General features: G+C 55.4%; 22 protein-coding genes. 17 read left to right on the forward strand and 5 right to left on the reverse strand.

The annotated features are described in order from the left end of the window. Window positions 1-31: 31 nt before the first annotated feature. The gene (locus AL01_RS05965) at window positions 32-994 is read left to right on the forward strand and encodes a glycosyltransferase family 2 protein (protein WP_077396546.1); all 963 of its coding nucleotides are present in this window, start codon (window positions 32-34) and stop codon (window positions 992-994) included. Between the two features lie 12 nt (window positions 995-1006). On the opposite strand, the gene AL01_RS05970 is transcribed toward AL01_RS05965, so the two are convergent. Next, window positions 1007-2518 carry a globin-coupled sensor protein gene (locus AL01_RS05970; protein WP_158075942.1) on the reverse strand — a complete coding sequence of 504 codons (1512 nt, stop codon included), beginning with the start codon at window positions 2516-2518 and terminating at the stop codon, window positions 1007-1009. Between the two features lie 304 nt (window positions 2519-2822). On the opposite strand from AL01_RS05970, the gene AL01_RS05975 reads away from it, so the two are divergent. The 7 genes from AL01_RS05975 to ureG are packed head-to-tail and all read left to right on the forward strand — an operon-like array spanning window position 2823 to window position 7845. Then, window positions 2823-3644, forward strand: a complete 822-nt coding sequence (locus AL01_RS05975) for an urease accessory protein UreD (protein ID WP_241502726.1) — start codon at window positions 2823-2825, stop codon at window positions 3642-3644. A 52-nt stretch (window positions 3645-3696) separates the two neighbouring features. After that, window positions 3697-3999, forward strand: coding sequence for an urease subunit gamma (locus AL01_RS05980; RefSeq protein WP_077396549.1), 303 nt, complete (start codon window positions 3697-3699; stop codon window positions 3997-3999). Continuing rightward, window positions 3983-4345, forward strand: coding sequence for an urease subunit beta (locus AL01_RS05985; protein WP_077396550.1), 363 nt, complete (start codon window positions 3983-3985; stop codon window positions 4343-4345). The genes AL01_RS05980 and AL01_RS05985 overlap by 17 nt, the downstream gene beginning before the upstream one ends. After that, on the forward strand, window positions 4342-6051 hold the full coding sequence (gene ureC, locus AL01_RS05990) for an urease subunit alpha (protein ID WP_077396551.1): 1710 nt from the start codon (window positions 4342-4344) through the stop codon (window positions 6049-6051). The genes AL01_RS05985 and ureC overlap by 4 nt, the downstream gene beginning before the upstream one ends. After that, complete coding sequence (locus AL01_RS05995) at window positions 6051-6539, forward strand: urease accessory protein UreE (protein WP_077396552.1); 489 nt, start codon at window positions 6051-6053, stop codon at window positions 6537-6539. Before ureC ends, AL01_RS05995 begins: the two co-directional genes overlap by 1 nt. Next, complete coding sequence (locus tag AL01_RS06000) at window positions 6539-7210, forward strand: urease accessory protein UreF (RefSeq protein WP_077396553.1); 672 nt, start codon at window positions 6539-6541, stop codon at window positions 7208-7210. Before AL01_RS05995 ends, AL01_RS06000 begins: the two co-directional genes overlap by 1 nt. Further along, complete coding sequence (gene ureG / locus AL01_RS06005) at window positions 7207-7845, forward strand: urease accessory protein UreG (protein WP_077396554.1); 639 nt, start codon at window positions 7207-7209, stop codon at window positions 7843-7845. Before AL01_RS06000 ends, ureG begins: the two co-directional genes overlap by 4 nt. Before the next feature lie 15 nt (window positions 7846-7860). Here ureG and AL01_RS06010 read toward each other — a convergent pair whose 3' ends face one another. Beyond that, window positions 7861-9477, reverse strand: coding sequence for a purine-cytosine permease family protein (locus AL01_RS06010; protein WP_077396555.1), 1617 nt, complete (start codon window positions 9475-9477; stop codon window positions 7861-7863). Window positions 9478-9845: 368 nt separating this feature from the next. Here AL01_RS06010 and AL01_RS06015 point away from each other — a divergent pair, with 368 nt between their 5' ends. The 5 genes from AL01_RS06015 to AL01_RS06035 all read left to right on the forward strand — a co-directional run bounded on the left by AL01_RS06015 (window position 9846) and on the right by AL01_RS06035 (window position 15317). Next, the gene (locus AL01_RS06015; RefSeq protein ID WP_143280709.1) at window positions 9846-10361 is read left to right on the forward strand and encodes a hypothetical protein; all 516 of its coding nucleotides are present in this window, start codon (window positions 9846-9848) and stop codon (window positions 10359-10361) included. 228 nt (window positions 10362-10589) lie between these two features. After that, the gene (locus tag AL01_RS06020) at window positions 10590-11810 is read left to right on the forward strand and encodes an aspartate-alanine antiporter-like transporter (protein ID WP_077396557.1); all 1221 of its coding nucleotides are present in this window, start codon (window positions 10590-10592) and stop codon (window positions 11808-11810) included. A gap of 16 nt (window positions 11811-11826) precedes the next feature. Beyond that, a complete protein-coding gene (locus AL01_RS06025) occupies window positions 11827-12963 on the forward strand; it encodes an asparaginase (RefSeq protein WP_241502727.1) in 1137 nt (378 codons plus the stop codon). A 75-nt stretch (window positions 12964-13038) separates the two neighbouring features. Continuing rightward, window positions 13039-14271, forward strand: a complete 1233-nt coding sequence (locus tag AL01_RS06030; RefSeq protein WP_241502728.1) for an SMP-30/gluconolactonase/LRE family protein — start codon at window positions 13039-13041, stop codon at window positions 14269-14271. Between the two features lie 134 nt (window positions 14272-14405). Further along, the gene (locus AL01_RS06035; protein WP_077396558.1) at window positions 14406-15317 is read left to right on the forward strand and encodes a GIY-YIG nuclease family protein; all 912 of its coding nucleotides are present in this window, start codon (window positions 14406-14408) and stop codon (window positions 15315-15317) included. A gap of 22 nt (window positions 15318-15339) precedes the next feature. Here AL01_RS06035 and gpmA read toward each other — a convergent pair whose 3' ends face one another. Then, a complete protein-coding gene (gpmA, locus tag AL01_RS06040) occupies window positions 15340-16044 on the reverse strand; it encodes a 2,3-diphosphoglycerate-dependent phosphoglycerate mutase (protein ID WP_158075943.1) in 705 nt (234 codons plus the stop codon). 182 nt (window positions 16045-16226) lie between these two features. On the opposite strand from gpmA, the gene AL01_RS06045 reads away from it, so the two are divergent. Continuing rightward, window positions 16227-16766, forward strand: a complete 540-nt coding sequence (locus tag AL01_RS06045; RefSeq protein ID WP_077396560.1) for an HdeD family acid-resistance protein — start codon at window positions 16227-16229, stop codon at window positions 16764-16766. Window positions 16767-16830: 64 nt separating this feature from the next. Here AL01_RS06045 and AL01_RS06050 read toward each other — a convergent pair whose 3' ends face one another. After that, window positions 16831-17889, reverse strand: coding sequence for an isocitrate/isopropylmalate dehydrogenase family protein (locus AL01_RS06050; RefSeq protein WP_077396659.1), 1059 nt, complete (start codon window positions 17887-17889; stop codon window positions 16831-16833). A gap of 240 nt (window positions 17890-18129) precedes the next feature. Between AL01_RS06050 and AL01_RS06055 the strand changes: the two genes are divergently transcribed. The 3 genes from AL01_RS06055 (at window position 18130) to AL01_RS06065 (ending at window position 22934) form a co-directional block, all read left to right on the forward strand. Continuing rightward, window positions 18130-19473 carry a citrate synthase gene (locus tag AL01_RS06055; RefSeq protein ID WP_077396561.1) on the forward strand — a complete coding sequence of 448 codons (1344 nt, stop codon included), beginning with the start codon at window positions 18130-18132 and terminating at the stop codon, window positions 19471-19473. Window positions 19474-19513: 40 nt separating this feature from the next. Then, a complete protein-coding gene (gene acnA / locus AL01_RS06060; protein ID WP_077396660.1) occupies window positions 19514-22201 on the forward strand; it encodes an aconitate hydratase AcnA in 2688 nt (895 codons plus the stop codon). Between the two features lie 70 nt (window positions 22202-22271). Continuing rightward, the gene (locus AL01_RS06065) at window positions 22272-22934 is read left to right on the forward strand and encodes an invasion associated locus B family protein (RefSeq protein WP_077396562.1); all 663 of its coding nucleotides are present in this window, start codon (window positions 22272-22274) and stop codon (window positions 22932-22934) included. A gap of 15 nt (window positions 22935-22949) precedes the next feature. Here AL01_RS06065 and AL01_RS06070 read toward each other — a convergent pair whose 3' ends face one another. Beyond that, complete coding sequence (locus AL01_RS06070) at window positions 22950-24155, reverse strand: multidrug effflux MFS transporter (RefSeq protein ID WP_077396563.1); 1206 nt, start codon at window positions 24153-24155, stop codon at window positions 22950-22952. Window positions 24156-24179: the final 24 nt, after the last annotated feature.

A 24179-nucleotide genomic window follows, 5' to 3' on the forward strand; every position in this document is an offset into this window, starting at 1 on the left:
TAAAGTTTCTGATACAGGAGGATTGGAGATCATGCCGTACAGAGTTGCTATTATTATTCGGACAAAGAATCGTCCCCTGTTTCTGGCTCGGGCTTTTGAGAGTCTGCAGCGGCAGAGCTTTCAGGATTTCCGTGTGTACGTCATTAATGATGGCGGAGATCCCGATGAGGTATTCCGGGTCATCTCGCTATATGGCCCTAGCGAGGCAGACCGTGTCGTCCAGATGGACCTCCCAACTTCAGCAGGTCGGGCGCAAGCCATGAGCATCGGGCTTGGGCTTGTCAAAGAAGAGTATGTCCACATCCACGATGATGACGATACGCTAGAGCCCGAATTTTACGCACGCACTGTTGCTTATCTTGATGATGACCGGGCCGGTACGTTCGTAGGGGTGACGACAAGCAGCTACGATATTGTTGAGCATATGGAAGGGGGGCAAATCGTTTTCGATAAGCGTTTTGATACCCTCGGGCGCAAGGAAGGGTCCATTGTTGATTATGGCCTATTTCTGGCGCATGTCAGCTTGCTCAGCACGATTACGACAGTGTTTCGCCGCTCGGCTATTCCGGCCTCAGATGGGGTGAATACGACCCTGCCTTATGTGGAAGATCAGGACTTTTTCCAGCGTCTCATGTTGGCGGGGGAAGTGGGGATTATTCCGGATTTTCTGGCAAATTACCATCAGAGGCCATTTAGGACTGGCGGGCCGGATGATAAGAGCGAGACAGAGTTCTCCTACGATGCCATCATTGCTTATACCAATACTGTGCTGCGAGATGCCATTCAGGGTAAAGGCCGAGGAAGAGAGTTTCAGGCGGCGTTCCTCCAGCAGGCTCGTCAGGAATACCGTCTTGCCGCATCATTTTCCCAGCAGGCAGAGCAAGCCCGGGAAGAATGTAGTCGATTACGGCAGGAGATGAGCGAGCTGAGAGGTGAGTTTAACCGCCTGTCCCGTTTCATAGTGCAGCTTGCTGACAGGTTGGAGGGGCGTTGACCCCTCTCTCTGTTACCGCTGCGCCTGAAGGATAAATTCACTTAGCAGCTGGCGAAGCTGGCGTGTCCGCTGGGCCATGTTGGAGGTCGCCGCAGAGGTTTCTTCCACCATAGCGGCATTCTCTCGTGTACCTTGATCAATGGTGACGACAGCCCCGTTGACATCCCGTAGGGCCGATGCTTGCTCGGATGTTGCCTTGGAGATTTCTTTGAGGTGTGTACCGATATTGGCCACGCTGGAGATGATGGTGTCGATGGCGCCGCTGGCATCTTTCATGATGGTGGACCCAGAACTGACGTGGGTCTGAGATGTGGTGATGAGGTCTTTGACCTCTTCAGAGGCATCGCCGACCCGGTTGGCCAATTTGCGGATTTCCTGTGCTAGAACACGGAAGCCACTGCCTGCCTCTCCTGCATGGGCGGCTTCCACGCCGGTATTAAGGGCCAGCAGATTGGTTTGCGTGGCGATATTGGAGATGACGTTTGTAATCTTGTTTACGGCCTCGGCGGAGCGTTCAATCTCTTCCATGGCCGTGCTGGCACGGCGAATCATGGTGCCGAATTGTTCTGTAATAGTTTGGCATTCCTCCACAAACTGAGTGGCCTCACTGACACGGGCCTCGGTGGAGGAGACTGTAGCGGTGATCTGTTCTACGGCGGCGGCTGTTTTCTCAACAGAGGCTGCCTGCCGTTCTGTACGCTGGGCGAGGTCTTGGGCAGCGCTGTTGATCTCATCGGCTGTATTGTCGATGCTTTCTGTCGCTTCGCTGATGGTATGGAGTGTCTGACAGAGCGATGAGATAGCACGATTGAGGTTGTCGCGCATGGGGAGGTAGGTGTTGGGGAAATCCCCCTCTACCGTGTGCGAGAGATTTTTGTTGGCGAGCGCATCAATAATGTGCCCAAATCGCTCTGTGACAAACCGCCGTTCTTGCTCGATGGCTTCATCAAGCTTGTTCATTTCCTCTTTATTGAGCTTCTTGGCCTCGTCAATATAGATGGAAATGGTGAGTTCCATGTCCAAAAAGACGGCTTTGCAGAGGCTGGTAAGGGATTCCGTCAGCTTGGAGAAAGGTATCTTGGCGGGCAGGAGTGGTGCCGGGGGGGCTAGCTGAGTTGTAACATCTGTGATGATGGAGGTCAGCAGAAGGGCGTAGCCGCCAATATACCAACGTGGTTCCAGCCCGATTTTGGCATGGGTACGACCGATTTGGCGGACGGTATTGGCATATTGCAGGCCGAAATTAGCCGCTGAAATATTCTTCCAATAGGTGAGCTGTGCCTGTTTGGCTCTTTGTATCTGTGCTTCTGAACTGAAGAAAATTCTTGTATGCGGTTCTTGGCGGACCGAGTCATAAAACGCATCAAGGGCTTTGGGCAGGCATCTGTTAACATATTTCTCAATACGGCGGATAGCCAGACAGTCCCGTTCCCCCAGTTTGAGAAAATGCAGCCGGGATTTCAGGTCGTCAGTATCCTCAAGGCTTTCTTTTGGATTAGTCATGATGGCTGAAAAATTAGACATGCTATCCCCGTTAAGCATTATTTAATCGTCACTTGATCGTGATGGAACAAGATATTTTGAAAGCCCTGTGTCTAATAACAATGTTACCAGCACATTAAATAGAATATGAAATTAGTGCAATGAATTGGCCTTAATATTCTATTATATTTCTTGTTGTTATCCATTAATTGGCATGTATTATTTCTGTTTCTTTTTAGGGTGTGTCTGGATGGTCTCTGTCCTGATATGTTGGTGCCTTCATATCTGGCCATAAAGAAATGGTGGATGGGAGAGCGTGACGATGGTTTTAGGTGGGGAGGCAGGAGTGCCTCTGCAAAGGGCGGAAGGCACGTTCACGCTCAGCGCGCGTGTCCGGGAGGGACAGACACGGCGGGATGTTTTGCGGCAGGGAGGGTGTAGTCGGCTGCTGTTTCCCCGGCGTGATGAAACCCAGCTTGAGGCCGTTATGGTCAATATTTCCGGCGGGCTAGCGGCGGGGGACCAGCTGCGGCATGAGGTACGATGTGAGGAAAGGGCCGAACTTCTTATAAGTAGTCAGGGGCATGAGCGTGTTTACCGTGCCCGTTCGGAAGACCCGCCCGCTGTAATCCAGACGATCTGTCATCTAGCTCCACATTCTCGACTGGAATGGCTGCCTCATGGGACCATCTTCTTCAATGGGGCTCGGTTGGAACGTTCCATGACGGTAGAGATGGCGGGTACAGCCAGTTTTCTTTTTTACGAGAGTCGTATTTTGGGCCGCCGTGGCTCTGGGGAGCAGTTACAACGGCTGCATGTGCGGGACAGGCTGAGCATCCGGCGGGACGGGCACCCGGCGTTGGAAGATAGCACAATCATGACAGGGGATGGCTTGCATGAGTATCTTCAGCAGGCTCCGATTGCGGATGGGGCCTGTGTGGAGACCATGCTTGTTCTGGTGGATAGAGAGGCAGAGAGTTATCTGCCCCGGCTGCGCTCTTTGTTGGAGGATACAGGGCCGGAAGCCTCTTTTGCGGCATCCTGCTGGGATGGCAAACTCGTCATGAGGGGGCTAGCCCGTAATAATTGGGTAGTTGAATCTCTCATGAGCAAGATTGTGCCCTGCCTTCGCTCAGGCCGGAGGCTTCCGACAGGCTGGCGTATTTAAGAGGAGGCGTTATTGTGGCGGGGAGCAGGTGTAGGCAGGGAGCAAATGGAGCATGAAACTCACCCCACGGGAAAAGGATAAGCTGCTGGTGGCGATGGCTGCCATCGTGGCCCGTAAGAGGTTGGAGCGGGGTGTGAAGCTGAACTACCCTGAAGCCGTGGCCCTGATTACCGATCATGTCGTGGAAGGTGCCCGCGATGGCCGCAGCGTGGCGGACCTTATGGCCAGCGGTGGCGAAGTATTGGTGCGGGAGCAGGTCATGCCCGGTGTAGCGGAGATGATTGCCGATGTGCAGGTTGAAGCCACCTTTCCCGATGGAACAAAATTAGTGACCGTTCATGACCCAATCCGCTGAGCAACAGCAGGAGTGCCTGCCAGAAGGAGCCATTCCCGGTGAGATTTTACCCGCAGAAGGGGAGATCATTCTCAATGAGGGGCAACCGACCCGGCGGCTGATGGTTGTCAATACAGGTGATCGCCCCGTGCAGGTAGGCAGTCATTATCATTTTGCCGAGGTGAACCCGGCCCTGCATTTCGATCGTGAACAGGCCTGGGGCTGGCGGTTGGATATTCCTTCTGGCGGGGCTGTCCGTTTCGAGCCGGGGCAGGAGCGGGAAGTAACGCTCGTTCCCTATGGTGGTGCAGGGCAGATCAGAGGGTTTCATGGTGGGGACCGGAACAGAGAGAAGGAAATATCATGAGCCGTTTGTCTCGCCATGATTATGCCCATCAGTACGGCCCCACGACTGGAGACCGCCTGCGACTAGCCGATACGGCACTGATTGCTGAAATTGAAGACGATCGGACTCTTTATGGGGAAGAGGTGTGCTTTGGTGGTGGCAAGACCATCCGGGACGGCATGGGCCAGTCCCAGCGCAGTCAGGCTGAAGGAGCGATGGATACGGTCATCACCAATGCGGTGATTTTTGACCATTGGGGAATCATCAAGGCGGATATTGGCATTCGTGCGGGCCGTATTGCGGCCATCGGTAAGGCTGGGAACCCGGATACCCAACGGGGGGTGGACATTGTCATTGGGCCGGGAACGGAGATCATCGCTGCGGAAGGGCGCATCGTCACGCCGGGCGGGATCGATAGTCACATTCACTATATTTGTCCCCAGCAGGTTGAAGAAGCCCTCGCCGCTGGGGTCACGACCCTCGTAGGTGGGGGAACAGGTCCCGCCACCGGGACAGCCGCCACAACCTGCACGCCGGGGCCATGGCATATGGCCCGGATGCTTCAGGCCGCTGAAGGTCTGCCCGTTAATCTTGCTTTTGCGGGAAAGGGTAATGCTTCTCGCCCTGCGGCACTGGAGGAGATGGTGCGTGCCGGGGCTTCCTGCCTGAAGTTGCATGAAGATTGGGGCAGTACGCCATCTGCTATTGACTGCTGTTTGTCTGTCGCAGATCGGATGGATGTGCAGGTGATGATTCACACTGATACGCTCAATGAAAGCGGCTTCGTGGAGGATACCATCGCCGCCTTTAAGGGGCGGACGATTCACGCTTTCCATACGGAGGGTGCCGGGGGTGGCCATGCACCGGACATCATCCGAGTGGCGGGCTTACCGAATGTGCTGCCATCCTCCACCAATCCGACCCGACCTTACACGGTTAATACGCTGGATGAGCATCTGGATATGCTGATGGTTTGCCACCATCTCAATCCTCGTGTGCCAGAAGATATCGCCTTTGCGGAAAGTCGTATCCGTAAGGAGACCATCGCCGCAGAGGACATTCTCCATGACATGGGGGTGCTGGCCATGATGTCCTCAGACAGTCAGGCGATGGGCCGTGTGGGGGAAGTCCCCCTGCGGACATGGCAGACAGCCCATAAGATGAAATGCCAGAGAGGGCCTTTGACGGGGGATAATGAGCGGGCGGATAATGCCCGCATCAAACGCTATCTGGCTAAATATACCATCAATCCCGCTATTGCTCATGGCTTGTCGCATGAAGTTGGCTCTATTGCCGTAGGGAAGCTGGCTGATCTGGCTGTGTGGGATCCGGCCTTCTTTGCTGTTAAGCCCGACCTTGTGGTGAAGGGTGGGATGATTGTTTACGCCATGATGGGCGACCCTAATGCGTCTATTCCCACACCGCAGCCTGTGCATGGCCGGATGATGTTTGGAGCTTATGGCGAGGCTTTGGCAGCGACCTGCACGACTTTTGTCTCGCAAGCCGCTTTGGAGGATGAGATCGGCCTGAAGTTGGGGTTGAAACGTTCCCTCTCTGCGGTACGCAACACACGGGGCGGTATTGGCAAGGTGGATATGGTCCATAACAACGCCATGCCTCATATTGAAGTTGACCCGGAAACTTATGAAGTCCGGGTTGATGGTGAGCCGCTGACCTGCGAGCCTGCGGCTGTTCTCCCTATGGCACAGAGGTATTTTCTGTTCTGATGAAACATGTTGTCGATATCCTGCCAGCAGGTCGCTGGAACGAGGCAGAGGCCGCTGATGTTTTCGTGGCGGATTATGAGGGGCGGCACAGGCGGCGCATTGTTCTGTCCCTAAAAAGCGGGGAGCGTGTTCTGCTGGAGTTGAAGGAGGCCCGTCTGCTTAATGAGGGGGAAGGGCTGGTGCTGGATGATGGGCGTATCATTCGGGTAGAGGCTCTGCCGGAAGCCCTTATGGAAGTCACGGCCCATTCGGCTTTGCATCTGCTCCAGTTGGCATGGCATCTGGGTAACCGGCATTTGCCTGCCATGATAGAGGAAAAGCGGATTCTGGTGCGGCAAGATGCCGTGATTGCCGATATGCTCGCTGGGCTAGGGGCGCATGTGCATCTCTGCGAGGCACCTTTTTCGCCAGAAAGCGGGGCCTATGCGGGGCGTGGCGGGCATGATCATGCCCACAGCCACAGCCACAGCCACAGCCACAAGGTCTGATGAACCGAGTGGAAGGAATAGGCTTTCTTCAGCTTCTCTCATGGGTATCTCCGGCCTTTCCGACAGGCAATTACGCTTATAGTCACGGTTTGGAATGGGCTGTAGAGCAAGGTAGCCTGCATGATGTGCAGTCCCTCTGCCTGTGGCTTACAGCCCTTCTGGAACATGGTTCCCTGAGGAATGATCTAATCTTTCTGAAGGAAGCGTGGGACCATGCCACGGATGAAGCTGCCCTCATGGAGCTGGCAGCTCATGTTCTAGCCTGTGCATCATCACGGGAACGGTATGAGGAAACGCTCTGGCAGGGGGAGGCTTTTCTACGGGCAGCATCTGTTTGGCAGCCCGACTGTGAGAGACTGCGCCAGATGATGGCGTGTCCGCTACCGGTGGCGCAGGGACTTGTTTTTAGCCGGGGCGGTGTCGGGCGGGATGAAGCCCTTCAGGCAGGGGCTTATGGTGCCGTGGCGGCTCTTGTGGCAGCTGTGGTCAAGCTGGTGCCATTGGGGCAGACGGATGGGTTGCGTGCGCTGCACCATATGGAGCGTGTCATCCAGAAGGCCGTGTTAGAGACCAAGGGGCGGACATTGGCGGATGTGGGTAGTGCCTGTTTTGCTGCCGACCTTGCGGCTATCCATCACGAAACACAGAGAACAAGGCTTTTTCGTACATGACGACATCATCTTCTGATCATCTGGTTGCCGGACGGCACGGCCCTTTGCGTGTGGGGATTGGCGGGCCGGTCGGTACGGGTAAGACGGCCCTCATGGATGCGCTCTGTCGTATTTTCCGCCAGTCTTATAGCGTGGCGGCCCTGACCAACGATATCTATACCCGTGAGGATGCCGAGTTCCTCACCCGTGCCGGCTCTCTCCCGCCAGAGCGGATTATGGGGATCGAGACAGGGGGATGCCCGCACACGGCCATCCGGGAAGATGCCAGCATCAATCTGGCAGGGATCGAGACGTTGCGGGAGCGGTTTCCCGATCTGGACCTCGTTTTGGTAGAAAGTGGGGGTGATAATCTCGCTGCCACTTTCAGCCCCGAACTGGCAGACTTGACGATTTATGTCATTGACGTGTCTGCTGGGGATAAGATTCCCCGTAAGGGTGGGCCGGGAATTACACGCAGCGATTTGCTGGTTATCAACAAGACGGACCTTGCACCGCATGTCGGGGCCGATTTGAACGTGATGGACCGGGATAGCCGCATGATGCGGGGCAGCCGTCCTTTTGTCTTCACCAATATCCGGGCTGGTGAAGGGGTGGAGGCCGTTGCCCGCTTTATCATAGAGCAGGGTGGGCTGTAACCCGCCCTGACTCCTTCAGGGCTTCTTCAGGCCAGCACAGAGAGAGCAGACTGTGTCGTCCTGCTCTGGCAGGCACAGCATGTCGGGCCGTTCATACTCGCCCTCGCAAGAGATGCAGCGGTGTAGGTCGGTGTTGGCTGTTCCATCGGAATGGAAGCGGGGGGCGGCAATGCCGTCATCATCCCGCAGTAGGTAGGTGCGCCCTCGTGTCAGCAGGGCCAGAAGAGGCGTAGCGATGCTGGCGACCAGAAAGGCGATGAGGGCGGAGTAGGGCTGTAATCCAGCCCCTAGCACGCCCTCATAGGCTAGAATGGAGACCAGAGTTGCTAATAGGAAGGCCCCCGTGCCAACCGGATTAACGGCGGGGAGCATCGTCCGGCGGAACTCTGGTTCTTTCGGGGAAAGGCCAAGCAGATATTTGTTGAAGACAATATCCGCCGTAACGGTCATGATCCATGCGATGGCACAGTCTGCATAGAGGCTGAGAATGGCCTGAAGGATGGAGAACATGTTACCTTCCATCAGGGCTAGAGCCAGCAGCAGATTAATGACCAGAAAGACCAACCGGCCGGGGAAATGGCCCGTTAGCCGTGTATAGGCACTCGTCCATGCGAGCGAGCCTGAATAGGCGTTCGTGACGTTGATCTTGATCTGACTGATAACGACCAGCACTACAGCCAGAATCATGGCGAGGGTGGGGGTAAAGATAGTCTGCAAAGCGGCAAGGAACTGATGCACCGGCTCGGTAGCGGTATGGGCACCAACCTGCTTCAGAATAAAGACAGCTAGAAACGCCCCGATGATCTGTTTCAAAGCCCCCAGAATGACCCAGCCCGGCCCCGCTGCAATGACGCTGAGCCACCATGATAGGCGGTTCTCTTTCGTCTTTGTGGGCATGAAGCGCAGATAGTCGATTTGTTCACCAATCTGCGCCATGAGAGCGAGGGCCACGCCAGAAGAAAGCATGATAGCCGAAAGACTCAGGGCCTCATGGCCGGAAAGACCGGGGAAGCTGAGAAAATGCGGCACCAGGGCAGGTTGTTTGTAGATGAGATAGCTTACTGGCCCTAGCATGAGCAGCAGCCAGAGCGGTGTCGTCCAGACCTGCATTTTGGCGAGAGCCTTCATGCCATAAAGGACGAAGGGGAAGACTACGAGCGTAGAGAGCAGATACCCGGCCCAGAGCGGTAGCCCCAGCCCAAGAGCCAGCCCCTGCGCCATGATTGATCCCTCCAGCGCAAAGAGAATACAGGTAAAGCTGGCAAAGACGAGCGAGGTCAGGATGGAGCCACTATAGCCAAACCCGGCGCCACGGGAGATCAGGTCAAGATCGATATTATATCGGGCGGCATACCAAGCGAGTGGAAAGCCGCTGATGAAGATGATGAAAGCTGCTACCAGAATACCCAGAATGGCATTCCATGTCCCATAAGAGAGAGCGATAGAGGCACCAATGGAGAAATCGGCCAGATAGGCAATACCACCTAGAGCCGTAATAGCTACCGTTGCGGGCGACCAGCGGCGATAATGGCTAGGGGCGTAACGGAGGGGGTAATCATCATCGGCCCGTTTGCCGTCATGTCTGTCATCTGTCTGAGAAGAAGAGGGCGTTGTTTGCTGGCCTGTACTCATGAGGTGGTGTCTCCTTGTCTTCCAGAAGGGTAGACTAGGGTATTCATAACGAAACCGGAACAGTAAAAATCCGTTTCTGTGGATTTGTATGAGAGGGCAGTCGCTATAAGGCCGTTGGGCAGGCACCGTCCGAATAAGGGGGTGTTTTTACTCTCGGGAAGCACATTTGTGTTATGTTACGTTTTTGTAACATGGCGCTAACTTTCGGTAATCATGGCAGGAATTGCCAGTATTCATCAGGGGAAAAGGCCTTTCCCGTATGGGATGGGGGATGAGTGCGGCGGGGTTGGCCCTTTTAAGGGGGGCTGTGTGAAACGGCCTATTTTGGTAGAGTGTGCTCTGGCAATTTTTTTATCCAGGAGGGGGCCATGGCCACAACTGCCAAAATCAGTGTTACTCTTGATCGTTCCAAGATGCTGAATTTCAACTCATCCATGTATGGGCCTGAGTTCCTCGAGCGCATTCTGGAGGCTGTGCAGTCTATTGCGCCTGAGTCCTATCAGGTGCAGGCTAATTTTGGCTCAGACATCGCCACGGTTGATGTCACCACCACGGAAGATGTGGAAGAATTTCCCGATATTACAGCGATCTATGCGGCTATTCGGGAAACCTATGAAAAATGGAACCATGCTGTCCGCCAGATTGATGAAGAAAAGCTGGCAGACCTTCCCTTTGCGAAGGATCAGCAGCTGGTGAAGACGGAAGAGCATCGTGGCGAGGGTGATGCCTCTGACCGCTTTGTCGTCATTGATATTCATTATGATGATGAGGGCTTCATCGTTTACGAGATCGAGAAGCTGGACCCGGCAGGTAAGCCGATCCCCGATACCCGGGAAGCTGTGTCCCTTGAGCATCTTGAGGAAATCTTCAAGGCTGCTCAGTAAAGCAGGGCTGAAGAAGAGCCACCATCGCTCTATGAGCGTGGTGGCTTTTTTTATGACTGCGTTTTTGGGTGTTATTCCAGCTTGTTTATTGTGTGCCTGAGTAAGATTGACGGCCCTAGCTCTCTGGCAGAAATGTTCTGTAACTATTAAGTAGCGCACATGGAGAAGAAAGCCCGACCAGAGAACAGTCTGGCTTTCTTAAGGACTGTTTGGAGAGAAGGTCACGGAATGTTTCTGTATCATGGGCTGTCGCATCTTTTTGCAGAAAGTCCGGAGCTGGCTTTTTTCCTATCAGTTGGTCTCGGTTGTTGGGTTGGGCGCATAAAGGTTGGGGTGTTCCAGCTTGGAGGTGTGGCCGGGTCCTTGTTGATGGCCGTGCTGATTAGTCAATGTGGCGTACATATTGGTTCCAGCCTCAAGACCGTACTGTTTGTCCTGTTCATCTATGCGGTAGGCTACCGGAGCGGGCCGGGGTTCTTTCGTTCATTAGGGCGGCAATCTCTCAGGGAGGTTGTCTTGGCTGTCATTATGGCGATCAGTGCCTTTGTGACGGTGGTCGGGGTGGGACGGCTGTTCCATCTGGATAAGGGCATGGCGGCCGGTTTGGCGGCTGGTGGGCTAACACAATCAGCCATCATCGGCACGGCTAGCTCCGCTCTGGAGAAATTGAGCTTGCCATTGGCGCAGGTGCAGCAGATGCAGGCTCATGTCGCCGTGGGCTACGCTGTGACGTATATCTTCGGGTCTATCGGGACGATCATTTTCTGTGTGAATATCCTGCCGCTCTTTATGCGCCGCAACATGCGGGATGATGCGCTGAAGGCGGGCTCATTGCCGGAGGAGGTAGAGGACAATGCTCTTCCGGCTGTTCAGGATGAAGAAGCATCCCGGCAAGCGGCGGTACCTGTCGCCACGGACCTCGTTTATAACATGCTAGGCATGGCACTGGGGTTGATGCTCGGGCTGGTGGTTGTCCGGTTGGGGAGTGTCTCTATCACGTTGGGTAGTGGTGGCGGTGCCTTGTTGTCTGGCCTGTTGTTTGGCTGGTGGCATGGGCGGCATCCTACATATGGGGAGATGCCATCTTCTGTCTGTCTGCTATGGGGCAGTTTTGGCCTAGCAGGATTTGTCGCTGTGACGGGGTTGCAAACAGGTGGGCAGGTTGTGGAGATTATTACCCATCAAGGGGTGATGATTCTTCTGCTGGGCATGATCGTCACCATCGTGCCGCTCGTGGTGACAGCCCTTGCCGGACGCTTTCTGTTGGGCTATCGGAATGTTGCCCTCTTTGCTGGGGCTTTGGCGGGGACACGCAGTTCTAACCCGGCTTTTGGCGAGGTTCTGGCCAAGGCTGGTCATAGCAGCCCCACCATTCCCTTTGCCATCACCTATGCTTTGGCCAATGTGCTGCTGACATTGCTGGGCCCGCTTATTGTTGCTTTTGTGTAAAAAGGCCTCATCACTCATGACCATTCGCCGTATGCTGACCATCCTCAAAGCCCGCACGGGAGCCCGGCATTATGTAAAAACAGCTTGCTCGGCCGTTAGGATGTTGCCGTTGGGGGCCGGGCTGATGGCCGCCGCTCCGGCTTCGGCAAATGTAGGGCAAGATGTGGCTCATCTTCCTCGTGTGCTTGTTCTGGCAACGGGTGGAACCATTGCCGGTAAAGCCGATCCTCGTTCGGCTATTGGTTATGATGCTGGTTCTACAACAGGGCAGCAGCTTGTAGACGCTGTGCCGGGGGTGGAGCGGCTCGCTCACCTTCAGGTGGAGCAGATTGCCAATATTCCCTCACAGGATATGAACCATAAGGTCTGGTTCCGACTTGTCGAGCGCATCAATAAAGCCTTTGCCCAGCATGAGGCTGATGCCGTGGTCATTACCCACGGTACGGATACGATGGAAGAAACGGCGTTTTTCTTGGATACCGTTCTGCATCATGAGCAGCCTGTGGTGATGACGGGGGCCATGCGTCCCGGTTCGGCCATTAGTGCGGATGGCCCCGCCAATATTTATGAGGCCGTCAAGGTGGCAGCACATCCGCAGGCAAGAGGGCGTGGCGTGTTGGTGGTGTTGAACGACACTATCCACGCAGCACATTGGGTCAGCAAGGCTGACAGCACGGCCTTGCAGACATTTGTTTCCCGCAATGCGGGGCCGGTAGGGATTGTGGACCCGGCTGCTGTCCGATTTTATGGTCCTGCCCGGGCTCGTTTGTCCCTCCCGCTGCCGTCTGGTACGGACCTTCCCCCGGTGGATGTGATTTATGCTCATGCGGATATGGATGGTCGTCAGATTGATGATGCTATCCGTGCCGGTGTGAAAGGGATTGTCATTGCTGGGATGGGTGATGGCAATGTATCTGCTCCGGCTCTACAGGCGTTGGATAGGGCTGTTGCCGCCGGGCTGGTGGTTGTGCGGTCCAGCCGTGTTGGAGATGGTTTTGTAAACCGTGATGTAGAAGTGGATGACGATGCCCATCATTTTGTCGCCTCTTATGATCTGAACCCGCAGAAGGCCCGTCTGTTGCTCCAGCTTCTTCTGGCCGGTGGCGTGAAGGATGCTGTAGCCGTGCAGCATGTTTTTGCTTTTGGGTATTGATTGCCTCGTTACGTCTCTTACCTTGATGTAAACCGTCGGTAGATCGGCGTGAGCAGGTTTAGGGAGGGTACAGGCATGGATGAAGCAGTGCAGAACGGAGAGGCGCAGTCCCGGATGTCCTCTGTTGCCCGCCTCACACGGCGTGGTCTGTTGGGAGGGCTGGCCGGATTAGCGGCCTCTCCCGCAGTAGGGCACGCCCTTGGATCCATCGTTTCCAGTCCGAGCGTGATTTCATCGCCACCTCGTACATGGGGGGTGGATGAGACACCGGCTAATTTACCGGACCCGGATGTTTTGCCGCTGGACCCGTCTTTCGGGCTGGTAAATTACGGCAATTCCCCCTTGCGGAAGCTCTGGCAAGGGAGCGGCTGGCTGGAAGGCCCAGCTTGGTGCACGGTCGGGCGTTTCCTCCTGTTGAGCGATACGATCACAAGCTGTCAGTATCGGTATGATCCTGAAGATGGCCCACAGGGGCATATGAGCCTGTATCGCCGGCAGAGCTTTAATGCCAATGGTAATACATTCGATGCTGAAGGTCGGCTAATTACTTGCGAGCATGGGATGCGCCGGGTTATCCGCTGGGAGCATGATGGCAGTGTGAACGTACTGGCGGACCGTTATCGGGGGAAAACGCTGAATTCCCCCAATGATGTTGTCGTGGCCCCTGATGGTGGTATCTGGTTTACTGACCCCGCCTATGGGGATGGCGTGGTGGAAGGCCATGCCGATGTGGATGGCCCAGCCAACCCGCAGCGTCACCTTAATCCATATCTGGACGCAGAGCTAACGGCCCAATATGGCGGGCTACGGCGGCAGGAGGATCATACCTTCCGGGTTGATCCAAAGACTGGAAAGGTCGAGGCTGTATTGGGGCAGAAAGATGTAGCGGGGCCGAATGGCCTGTGCTTCTCGCCTGATGGTACTCGGCTTTATGTGGCGTCTTCTGGCGTTGCTGCCGGTTCGCAGCCGCCATTGCCTGATCATGCGATCCATGTGTTCGATATGAAGCAGGGACGCCCGACCAACGGGCGGCTTTTTACGGATTTCACACTGGCCGGGCGGGCCATGCGCCCTGATGGACTGCGCGCCGATGTGGAGGGTAACCTTTGGTGCGGGGCGTGGGGACCGCTAGGGCTGTGCGGCGTATTTATCTACAACCCGCATGGCCAGATGATTGGTCGCATCCGCCTTCCTGTTGGTTGCTCGAACCTCACGTTTGGTGGGCCGAAGCGCAATATTCTCTATATGTGCTGTGGCACGGCTTTGTTCAGTCTGATCACAGCAACACAGGGTGCAGGTCATAGCTGACGGATTGTGAATGGGTTACCCACAGTTCTGGCGGATGGAATGGTGGATGATCTGGGGATGAGCGTGTGAATAGCGGGTATGGAAAACAGCAGCCTGTTCGCAGGGTTTTTTTGAAGAGATAGGACAGACTGGCGATGAAACATCCGCAGACCATTCAGATTTTTCTACCTTCCGGCGATCCGCAGAGCTTGCGTATTGCTGCGGTGACAACTCGTGTTGTCAGTATGATCGAGATTCCAAGGGCGCAGCTGGATCTTTTTCTGAAACGGCCAGAAGCTAATCAGGTTGGTATCTATTTTCTGTTTGGAGAGGACGATCAGACGGCGCAGCCCAAGGTTTATGTCGGTCAGACAGGTAAATTGGGCACGAGACTGAAAGAGCATAACGAAAAAAAGGACTTCTGGAATAGGGCGGTCGTGGCTGTATCGTTGACTGGTAATATTACGCTGACTCATGCCTATTTCTTGGAGGCAGAAGCCTTGGAAAGGGCCAGCGTAGTAGGTCGTTATGTGTTGGAGAATAAAACAACAGGTACATCGCCTCATACGCTCCCTGCTATGGCGGCAGAATGTCGGGAACTGTTTGAAACAATTCATGTTCTGCTGACCACTCTTGGATATCCTCTTTTTGAGGCCATGATTAAAAAATCTTCTTCGGATGGCTCATCAGTGGTGGATGAGACGGACACAGCGGCGGCAGAGATGTTTTTCTGCCAGGCAGAAGGGGTTGATGGACGTGGCTATTATACCGAGGAAGGTATGGTGGTTCTCAAAGGATCATACGGCCGTGGGGCTAGTCCAGCTTTTGAGAAGTCCTTGCCGGGCTGTGCTGCAAGGCGGCAGGCTGCCATTGAGGAAGGCGTGTTGACGTGGGATGAGGGACGACTGGTCCTGACACGAGATGTCGTTCTTAAAAATCCATCACCGGCAGCCAGTTTTCTGTTAGGGCGTTCTGCCAATGGCTGGACAGAATGGAAGAATAAAGAGGGGCGGACGCTGTCACAATGTGTTCGGGAGATAGGGCAGAGCGAGGAGCTAACCGGCTGATTAGCTTCTGATGTGAGAGACATCAGCTAGGTGGGGTCAGATAGCCGAGGCGGTGCATAACCCCAGCGTTATTAACCTCATAAACAAGTGGCGTCCCGGTCGGTATTTCCAGCGTCCGGGCATCGTTTGGGTCAAGGTCGTTTAGATGGCCGATAAGGGCCCGCATGACAGTTCCATGCGTGATGACAAGCAGGGATTGGCCCCGCTGTAAGCTGGGGAATAGCGTGTTCTGCCAGTAAGGAAGAACACGCTGCATAGTCGTGGCCAGGCTCTCCCCACGAGGGATGTCGGCCTTAGGGATGGCGGCATAGCGTGGGTCATTGCCGGGATAGTGGGGACTGTCCAAGGTTACCTCTGGTGGGGTGACGTCAAAGCCCCGCCGCCATTGCTGCACCTGTTCCCGCCCGTAACGGGCGATGGTGTCGTTCTTGTTCAGTCCCTGTAAGGCGCCATAATGGCGCTCATTCAGCCGCCAGCTGTGATATTCTGGAAGCCAGACCTGATCTAGCTCATCCAAACAGTGATGAAGGGTGTGAATGGTCCGCCGGAGCATGGAGCAATGGGCGGCATCAAATTGGAGGCTATGCTCCCGCATCAGGCGGCCTGCTTTGCGGGCTTCTTCATGCCCCGTGGGGGAAAGGTCCAAATCATACCAGCCTGTAAAGAGGTTGGCTTCATTCCCCAGACTTTGCCCGTGGCGCATCAGTACCAATTTTGCCTGCGCCATGATGTCTTCTCCCCGCTCCGTGCAGTACTGCATATTTATGCCAGTCTGATCGTATCAAAATGTCAGGATATATCAGACTAGGAAAGATTATAGGTATCATGACGGCGCATAGCTTATGATACTTGTCAGGACACTGAATATACGTCATCCCTTTTAAGAGTGATCATGCAGGAGAGGGTCTTATGACTGACCATCAGCAGAATAATCTTTTAAAACAAGAAGGTAATTGCGGAATCGTCATGGGGATTCTGATTGTCCTTACCGGTATTCTTATGGCAATGGCTCCCGTATTGACCGTTGTTTCTTTGACGGCATTACTGGCTGTCGGGCTGCTGGTGACAGGCGTTTTTACGCTGGTGGATGTGTTCCGCCGTGCCGGTATGGAGCGTCGGATGCTTGATGGCCTTTTGGGGGTTATCTGCATCATTTTGTCTTTCCTGATTTTCTTCAATCCCGTTGGCTCTGCTTTCGGGCTGACGATCTGGGTAGCCGCATGGTTCATCGTGCGTGGTGTGATGGAACTGGCCGGAATGGGAGCTTCCCCTTATGGGCGTAGCTTTATGGCGTTGGATGCCATCGTTAATATTGTTCTCGGTGTTACCCTGTTTTGCATGAATCCGATCGTGGCGCAGGCAGCTCTAGGGTATTATGTGGCGATTAGCCTGATGTTCTGGGGCTTCTCGGTGATCCACCGTAGCGTTCTTGTTAAACACCTGAGCTGAGAGCTTTTTCTGGGTAAACCGGTGTGGAGACCCGGCCTTTTATGGCCGGGTTATTTGTAGAGGATCAGGGGTTTCCTAGCTCTTTGATGAGTGCAGCGGTGAACTGATCTGTTGTCGCTGTACCGCCGAGGTCTCCCGTGCGTGGGCCATTTTGGAGGGTACGGGTGATGGCGTGACGCAGGCGGGTGGCTAGAGCGTTATAGCCTGTATGGTCCAGCATAAGAGCACTGGCGAGGAGCAGAGCCGTTGGATTTGCCTTGTTCTGTCCAGCAATATCAGGGGCCGAACCGTGTACAGCCTCGAAGATGGCCATGTTTTCCCCGATATTGGCCCCCGGTGCCAGCCCTAGCCCCCCTGTCAGGCCGGATATCTGGTCGGAGAGAATATCACCAAAGAGGTTTGTGGTGACGATCACGTCAAACTGAGATGGGTTCAGGCAGAGCTGCATAGCGCAGGCATCAACGATGCGTTCATCAAAAGCAATACGGCCCTCATAACGGGCGGCGACTTTCCGGCCTGTTTCCAGAAACAGGCCACTCATTAGCTTGAGGATGTTAGCTTTGTGGACGAGCGTTACTTTTTTACGGCCATGCGCAAGAGCGTACTCAAAGGCGTGGGTCACGATGCGCTCACATTCTGCCCGTGTTGTGTAGCCGGCGGAAAGGGCCATCCCCTGGGGGTCATCCCCCTGTGGGAGGTAGTAGTCACGGGCAGCGTAGTAGCCCTCGATATTTTCCCGGATCAGCACAATATCCAGCCCATCATAACGGCGTAGATCGTCTCGGGGGATAAGTGTTCGGGCGGGGCGAATATTGGCGTAGAGGTCGAATTTCTGCCGTAACGTCACATTGACGGACCGAAACCCCGTACCGCTAGGTGTTGCTAGTGGTGCCTTGAGGGCAAGGCGGGTGCGTTCCAGACTCCGGAGCGTGGTATCTGGCAGAGGGGTGCCGTCTTCTTCCAAAGCGGCAACACCGGCTTTTTGCTCGTCCCAAATGAAGGGGGCACCAAGGGCCGCCAGAGCTTGTTTAGTGGCTTGTGTGATTTCAGGGCCGATTCCATCGCCGGGAATCAGGGTAACGGGGATAGGCTTGCCCGTTGTGGGGGATGCATGAGCCGACATAAGAACTCTCCCTGGAGATGGGGCCGGATGCCCTTCTGTGACCATAGAGGGCAAAACTATCTGCCCGGTCAGGAGAATGACTTCATCATGCTTCATAACGATGAGGCAAGGGTTGAGGCGGTAAAGTTCTTTTCATGAGATCAGCTTCTTGCGGGTAGCGGGGATGTATGCGTTACTCGAATATAACGATAACGGAATAAACTGGACTGCTCCGGTTGCTTTTCGCAGGGAGGCCGTATCATGGGCATTGGGGAAACAGCGATAGGGCACAAAGGTGCTGGCCAGTGGGTGCTTTGCAAGGCGGATGATTCTGCGCAGCCTATTCATCTAGATAGCATGGAAGGCCAGATAGGGCCGGACGTGGTGGATATGCGGGGCCTTTATAAACAGGCGGGTGTGTTTTCTTACGACCCCGGCTTTGCCAATACGGCTGCGTGTCAGAGTGCCATTACTTACATTGATGGTGAGGAAGGCATATTGCTTCATCGTGGCTATCCGATTGAGCAGCTCTGCGAAAAGGCGAGTTTTACGGATGTAGCTTGGTTGCTCTCGCATGGTGAATTGCCCGATGCCCGGCAGAAAGTTCGTTTTGAACAAGGCCTCATGGCCGAAGCCCACCTGCATGAGCAGATACGCAACTTCTTCAACGGGTTCCGGCGGGACTCCCACCCTATGGCTATGCTCTGTGGGACATTGGCTGGGCTTTCCAGCTTCTATGGCAATCAGGGGGCCGACCAGCGGCACCGCATCACGCCAGAGGAACGGGAGATGTCCACGCTCCGTCTGGTGGCTAAAATGCCAACCCTTGCGGCATGGGTTTATCGTTATAGCCGTGGTTTGCCACTCATCTATCCACGCCCCGGGCTGAGCTATGCGGAAAATTGCTTGCATATGCTGTTCTCCATGCCGGAAGCGCCGTGGGCGGTGAATCCCGTTTTGGCTCGTGCTTTTGATAGGATTTTGATTCTTCATGCTGATCACGGGCAGAATGTTTCCACCTCCACTGTGCGGACGGTCGGTTCCACGGGGGTGAATCCGTTTGCCTGCATTGCCGCTGGTGTGGCGGCCCTCTGGGGGCCTGCCCATGGCGGTGCGAATGAGGCTGTTTTGGACATGCTGGATGAGATCGGCACCGTAGACGGCATACCGGACTTTATGAACCGCGTGCGGAATCAGAAGGATGGCACGAGACTGATGGGCTTCGGGCATCGTGTTTATAAGAAGCTAGACCCACGGGCTGGGCTGATGCGGCGCATCTGTCATGAGGTTCTGGCCGAGCTGGGGATGGATCACGATCCCCGTCTTGAATTGGCCCTAAAGCTGGAAGAAACGGCTTTGAATGATGAGTATTTCATCTCTCGGCGGCTTTATCCGAATGTGGATTTTTATTCCGGCATCATTCTGCGGGCGATGGGGATTCCGTCTTCCATGTTCACGGTCTTTTTTGCGGTGGCTCGCACCGCAGGTTGGGTTGCCCAGTGGAAGGAGATGCTGGAGAGCCGCCCCGGCATCAGTCGTCCCCGAGCCTTGTATGTAGGGCCAACTAGACGGGATGTTCCGCCTTCTTATGGCGTAGAGGGCTGAGCGGGCAGATGCAGGAGAGCGGGGGCATATCATGAGTGAGATGAACGGGGCCGGCGGGCAGATAACTATTGCGTGGCAGATACTGGAGCATGAAGGGCAGAGCTATCGTTATGTGCCTCTTCAGCCAGTGTTGGCCGAAGCTGGAGAAAAGGCACGGCGTCTGCCTTATGCGTTGAAGATCGTGCTGGAGAATGTTCTGCGGCAGGGACGGCATGATGCGGCTGCCTTGGTAACGGGATGGGTTGAGAGTTGCCATTCTGAAGGCGAGATTCCCTTTTGTCCCGCCCGTATCCTGATGCAGGATTTTACAGGCGTGCCCGCCGTGGTGGACCTTGCCGCCATGCGGGATGGCATGAAGGCTCTGGGAGGGGAGCCGGAAAAGGTCAATCCCTTTATCCCTGTAGACCTCGTGATCGACCATTCCGTGACGGTGGATGTAGCCGGGCAGAAGGATGCTCTGGAGCAGAATGTGGCCCATGAGTTCAGCCGCAATCGGGAGCGTTATAGCTTCCTGCGCTGGGGGCAGCAGGCGTTTGATAATTTCCGGGTCATTCCGCCAGAGGCAGGCATTTGCCATCAGGTGAATCTGGAATATCTGGCTCCGCTGGTCATGCGGAAAGAAGAAGATGGCGTAACGACCCTGTTCCCGGATACGGTTTTCGGAACGGATAGCCACACGACTATGATCAACGGTCTTGGTGTTCTGGGCTGGGGCGTTGGTGGTATTGAGGCGGAAGCCGCCGCCTTGGGTGAAGCCATTGCCATGCGCTTGCCTGATGTCGTTGGTGTGTATTTGGAAGGGCGGCCCGCTCCCGGTGTCACGGCCACAGATATCGTTCTGACCCTGACAGAACAGCTTCGGGCGGAAGGTGTTGTCGGCAAGTTTGTGGAGTTCTTCGGGCCTGCGCTGGACCATATGCCCGTGGCGGACCGGGCTACTATTGCCAATATGGCCCCAGAATATGGAGCGACCTGTGGCTATTTCCCTCCCGATGCGCTGACAATGGAGTATCTGGCTTTAACAGGCCGCTCAGCAGAGCATATCCGTCTTGTGGAAGCCTATCTATGCACGCAAGGCCTGTTCCGTAAAGGTGAGGAGGAACCGCTCTTCACCACCGTGCTTCGTCTGGACCTTGCCTCAGTAAAGCCCTCTGTCGCCGGGCCGAAAACGCCGTCCCAGCGTCATGATCTCTCTGCCGTGGCAAGGACCAGCCGTGCCGCACTGGCTGCCGATAAGCAGGATGGTGCTCGTCTGCCCATCGGTACGGAAGATGCAGCCCTTGCGGAAGAAACGCTGGGGGCCGGGGATGTTGTTCTGGCGGCGATTACCTCATGCACCAACACATCCAATCCTGCGGCCATGCTGACGGCGGGCCTTCTGGCACGAAAGGCCCGTCAGCGAGGGCTGAAAGTGGCAAGACGCATTAAGACTTCTCTGGCTCCGGGGAGTCAGGCCGTAACCCGTTATCTGGAGCGGGCTGGTTTGCTGGAGGATTTCAGTGCGCTGGGTTTTGAGATTGTCGGTTATGGCTGCACGACCTGCATCGGCAATAGCGGGCCGTTGCAGGTTGATATTGCCCGGATGATCACGGAGCATGATCTGACAGTGGCTGCAGTGCTGTCGGGCAATCGTAACTTTGAGGGGCGTGTGTCCCCCTATACGAAGCTGAATTATATCACCAGCCCGCCGCTTGTGATGGCTTACGCTCTGGCCGGGACTGTAACACGAGACCTGACTACCGAACCGCTCGGGCATGATGAGGCTGGGCAGCCTGTCATGTTGGCCGACATCTGGCCTGATGGAACAGAATTGGCCCAGCTCATGGCGAAGTCTGTCGTGGCGGAGGCATTTGCCAGCGGTTATGCCACTGTGGAGCAGGGACCAGCCCAGTGGCAGACTTTAGGGGATGGTAAGGCCAACGCAACCTTTGCTTGGGATGAAACCTCCACCTATATTCATTCTCCGCCGTGGCTGAGGGGTGATGCTGGTGTGACGGGGCCGATCTGTAATGCTCGGATTCTGGCCCTTTTTGGGGATAATATCACGACAGATCATATTTCCCCAGCAGGGACGATTGCAGCCAGTTCGCCTGCAGCCCGCTATTTGAAGGAACATGGTGTAACGCCAGCGCAGTTCAATTCCTATGGTAGCCGCCGGGGGAATGATCTCGTTATGGCACGGGGGACGTTTGCCAATATTCGTATTCGGAATGAGATGATTCCGGGTAGTGAAGGCGGCATAACCCGCCATTGGCCCGATGGCGAGGAGGGGGCCATCTTCGATGTTGCTACCCGGTATCAACAGGAGCAGGTACCGCTGGTTGTGATTGCTGGGCGGAATTACGGCATGGGGTCGTCACGAGACTGGGCAGCGAAAGGGCCTCGTCTTTTAGGTGTGAAGGCTGTCATTGCGGAAGATTTCGAGCGGATTCACAGGGCCAATCTGGCCGGGATGGGGATTCTACCCATAACTTTCCCTAAGGGTGTGACACGCCAGTCGCTGGGCCTGACAGGGCAGGAACAGGTGAGCATTGATCTTCCTGCCGAGTTGGAACCACGGCAGCTTGTTCGTGTGTGTTTTACGGCTCCTGATGGAGCGGAGCAGGTCATTCAGGCCACTCTTCAGCTGGAGACAGAGGTCGAGCTAGCCTACATCGCCCAAGGTGGCATTCTCCCTTATGTGCTGCGGCGCATTACTGTGGCTGATGGAGCTAATGTGCAGCATTGAGTTTTCCTGATGATGTGAGGGCAGGTTGGTGTTACGGTGACGGACCTGACCCGAAGCAAGGAGAAAAAAGATGTTCAGACGCTCTCACGCCGTCATGGCAGGAATGGCAATAGCTGGGATGCTGTCTGTCCTGCCTGCTTTTGCTGCCGGGTCGAAGGATAATCGGGCCGCGGCTGTAGAGGCCGTGACAGAAAAAGGAGGCGGCCTGCCTGAGATCATGGCGGCTGAACATCCGGGGGTTGCCGCACGGTCTGCTTTTGCTGGGCCGTGGCGTTATGGTTGTGCCTATCCGGCTAAGGGTAGCCGTCAGGGAACGCAGTTCTGTACCATCCAGCTAGAGCATATGGCAGGCACCACAATGGATAGCGGATTCTTTCTGCTGGCCCATGCCACGCCGGACCTCATCAAAAAGCCATTGGCCCAGCAGCCGTGGCAGATCAGTTTGAATCTGCCGACACGTCTGCCCTTCGACATGAAGGCTGATCTTCAGTTGAGCGTGGATAACGGGCAGGCCGTACCTCTGGCATTGCAGTCTTGTGACGACACGGGCTGTATGGCCCAGAAGGAGCTTCCTGCTTCGATTGTGCTCGCTCTTGCTTCTGGTAAGACGGCCCAGCTGACGGCAAAAACGAAGACAGGCGAGCCGTGGGCTTATGTGTTCCAGCTTTCGGATATTCAAATGGGGATGCAGCAGCTTGCGGGTTGGCTGGAGCGTGGCGAACTGAACCCATGAGGTGTCAATCAGCCTTCAGCCTCCCCTGTTACGGCGGATAAGTAGCAGGAAGGCGAGGCTGAGTAGCGAGGCTAGGCCGATAGTCGTAGCCATGGGGCGGGGCGTGCCATCAGCCATCAGTCCCACCATGCCAGAGCCGATGATGCCGCTGCCGTAATGGACAGCACCCGTCATAGCCGAGACTGTACCTGCATGGCCGGGGTCATCATGTAAAGCACCGGAAAGGGAGTTGGCCACAATGAATCCCGCCATGGCAACGAAGAGGAATAGGGGGATGAACATTCCCCATATCCCGCCAAAATCAGTCCAGACATCGATCATCAGCCAGAGGGAGACCACAACGCTGATGGCGGCCCCCATGATTAGTAGTTTGTCACTCCCCCATGAACGAACCAGCCGGGCGTTGATCATATTGGCGGTCATGATACCAACAATCCCCATGCCGAAGAGTAGTGCATAGAGCAAGGAAGAGGCATGATGATAGCTGATGTAGGCAAAGGGTGAACCGGAAATATAGGCGAATGTTCCAGCATAATAGCAGCCACCTGCCCCGGCATAGCCGATCAGGCGGGGGCGGCGGATGAGCTGGGCATAATGGGAAAAGGCATGAAGGACAGAATGAGACCGTTCCTTCTGTTTTGGCAGGGTCTCCGGTAGGAAGACCATGCTGCCCAGCATGATAATACCCACACAGACCAAACTGACGAAAATAGCCCGCCAGCCCCAGAAGGCCAGAATCTGCCCACCAATGAGCGGTGCAAGCAGGGGTGTTATGGCCGTAACGGTCATTAATGTAGAGAGCATCTGCGCAGCACGGTGACCATGATAGAGGTCTCGCACCATAGCCCGGGCAATGACGACATTGGCACAGGCCCCAATGGCCTGAAGGATGCGGAAAGCGATGAGTGTCGTGATGGAATTAGCAAGGGCGCAGCCTGCCGAGCCGAGTGTAAAGAGAACTAACCCGAGAGCGATGGGCAGCCGCCTGCCATAATGGTCGCTGACTGGCCCCCAGATGAGCTGGCTAGAACTGAACCCGACTAGATACCCCGAGATCGTCCATGCCATTTCTCCGCCGGGTGCCTGTAGGGCTTGCGACATGGTAGGCATGGCTGGCAGGTAAAAATCGGTGGAGATGGCCGCAAAACCCATCAGAACACTGAGAATCCCCAGTAGGCGAAGCGGATGGGTAGCTGGTGGCGATATGGGGGCAGAAGACATGTTTCAAGAGATGTGGGGCTGGCG

The organism is Bombella intestini (assembly GCF_002003665.1).
Lineage (GTDB): Bacteria > Pseudomonadota > Alphaproteobacteria > Acetobacterales > Acetobacteraceae > Bombella > Bombella intestini.